Annotated in this window: 2 protein-coding genes; both read right to left on the bottom strand. The window is 37.8% G+C overall.

Annotated features, from left to right (window positions below; all coding sequences use genetic code 11):
* Positions 1 to 95 precede the first annotated feature (95 nt).
* Positions 96 to 359, bottom strand: coding sequence for a type III secretion system needle filament subunit SctF (gene sctF / locus J5224_RS25265; protein ID WP_264627956.1), 264 nt, complete (start codon positions 357 to 359; stop codon positions 96 to 98).
* The gene (locus J5224_RS25260) at positions 352 to 1,599 is read right to left on the bottom strand and encodes a PrgH/EprH family type III secretion apparatus protein (RefSeq protein WP_264627955.1); all 1,248 of its coding nucleotides are present in this window, start codon (positions 1,597 to 1,599) and stop codon (positions 352 to 354) included. The genes sctF and J5224_RS25260 overlap by 8 nt, the downstream gene beginning before the upstream one ends.
* Between the last annotated feature and the right edge of the window lie 601 nt (positions 1,600 to 2,200).

Below are 2,200 nucleotides of genomic sequence, written 5' to 3'. Positions count from 1 at the left end.
TGGGGGGTCAGTTGCGTTAACTCAACCAACGTTTTATTTGTCAGTTCCATAAACATTCCTCGAGTAAGAATAAGATGAAAGCAGTCAACACAGCATTAGCGGAAGTTCTGAATAATGGCTGCACCGATATCTTTATAGGCTTTTATCGTGCTTGTTTGTGCGTTTCTAAATAGCGTGTAAGCCTGCAACTTGGACTGATAGTCAGCCAGAACAGAGGGATTCGAGGGATCAGCAGTCAGTGCCGTTTTGGCTGTGTTCAAATGTTCCATTAAGGTTTTTGCACCCGCTTCAAATTCGCCCGACATCTTGTCGAGAAAAATAGTGTCAACGTGTTGCGGGGTGTATTTTGTATCAGCCATAATTTATATCCTTTTTGTTTAGTGGAAAATACCAATGCGTAGGGGATATGAAAAGATATCCCTCTTTTGCGTTAAGGTAAGACTTATCTTTGAGAATGTTTTCATTCATGTTGATCGAGAAACTAACGATCTGATCCCCCCATTGATTGTAAAAATCAGTAATAAAAATATTGAGTGCATTTATTGCACTGTCACTAAGGTCATCTCTGATGATCAGTGCAAAGCCATTATCTGTAGTGACACAGCGGTAGAGAATCTGAATACGCTCAAGTCCATGCTGGGCTTGCTTTACAAGGGATTCTTTATCTCTAAAAAAAACATCAATACGTTTTGCATAAGGGAGTGATTGATGTGCCTGTGTTTTTAATGAAGTTTCCTGTTCATTATCGAGTTTCCTGTAGGTATACAGTTGAGGAAATTCGGGCAGCGTCAAATCCAACTGTAAAATAGGAAACCCCTTGTTATGCAGTTTTTTTATCACTTCCTTTCGTGTTCTTGATGTCCATATCGGGGTAACTTTGGTGGTTTCATTGAGTTTGTAGAGAACGTCATGTAACCAGGCAATTTCTTGATATCCCTCTCCAAAAACATAAATCTGATTGTCAGATTTAATGATCTTCAGTGGTGCCGGCGATCCAGCAAGGACGGCATTGAGTGAGACTATTTGACTGGATTGCTGCGAATAGTTATACCAGGCAATGTAAGTGCAAATACAAAAAATTGTTAATATAAGCAAAGAATAGGAATACGTTTTTAGGTTATCCTTTTTGGCTCTTCTTAGAGAGGCATCCGAGAGTGAGAGCGTTTGGTTTGCTTTTACCCAATTAGACGTGGATATTTCATCTGACCATTTATCATGATTTTTTTTAAGTGCAAGTCGTATATTTCCTTGTTGAAAAAAAACATTCTCTTCGATGAGTACTGTTTGTGAGTTATCGGGTCCCAGTATGTCAACCTGATATCCGGATTTTCCATCAATTTCCAATTTTTCAGTCAAATAGAGCCGAAGATTGTCTGAATCGACTTCGCAAGGAATATATAAAGTTTTGCAAGCAAATGAGGCCATGTTCGCAACCCCTTCTTGCATATCACCACCTGTGCTACTCTGCTTTATTTCGGGATGAATGTTAAAGAAGTAGTTATCCACAGGCAGGTTTAGTTCGCAACCATACATGGGAAGGATTTTTAGGGTGAAAATTTCTCTGTTTGTCGTATTGTCATCAATGTGTTTTTCATCCATATGGCTACCCTAAATAGTTTGTTCCTTGAAATGAGTGGCAATTCTTGATGTCGCCCTACTCTTAATAATTAATAATGAAGCTATGTATGATCACAATGACGGTTTTCGACGAGTGAATACACTCGTGTATCAAACTTTACTGATACGGTTGGAGATATCCTTTAGCTAAATATGATTATGACGCTCTGTACAGGGCCGGATGAAAAAATGTAGGGACATGATAGCGACATAATTTGATATGGCAATGGCGTGGTGTTGAGTTTTTTTTGATTTTTTTATTTATTGTTATGTTTTGTGTTGTTGATTTGGTTATTTTATGCTTTTGATATTATCACGTTTGATGTGGTTTTTTTTGATTTCACATCAATAGGTTACGATGCAGCTCAGGGTGCTTGATAAAAAGATAATATTGCCACCTTCTAAAGGAAGCGTGTGTTCGTTGGTGATGCGTGCAAATATAATTATGATATTTCTGTGATATATATATTATCTTGATTAATTTATTTTTACATTTTTTGATGTGTATTGACCTCTTGTTTTTAAGTGAATATTCTGGCCCTACACACCGCACCGATAGCTATCGTGGGCTCGCTATTATTCT

The sequence above is a fragment of the Candidatus Symbiopectobacterium sp. NZEC135 genome (assembly GCF_025962695.1).
Note: the sequence above shows the minus strand (reverse complement) of the source record. Positions and strands in the feature narration are given on the sequence as shown.

Bases quoted from the DNA above. Each gene is read 5' to 3' on its own strand.
- J5224_RS25260 (WP_264627955.1), bottom strand. From the start codon at position 1,599: ATGGATGAAAAACACATTGATGACAATACGACAAACAGAGAAATTTTC.
- sctF (WP_264627956.1), bottom strand. From the start codon at position 359: ATGGCTGATACAAAATACACCCCGCAACACGTTGACACTATTTTTCTC.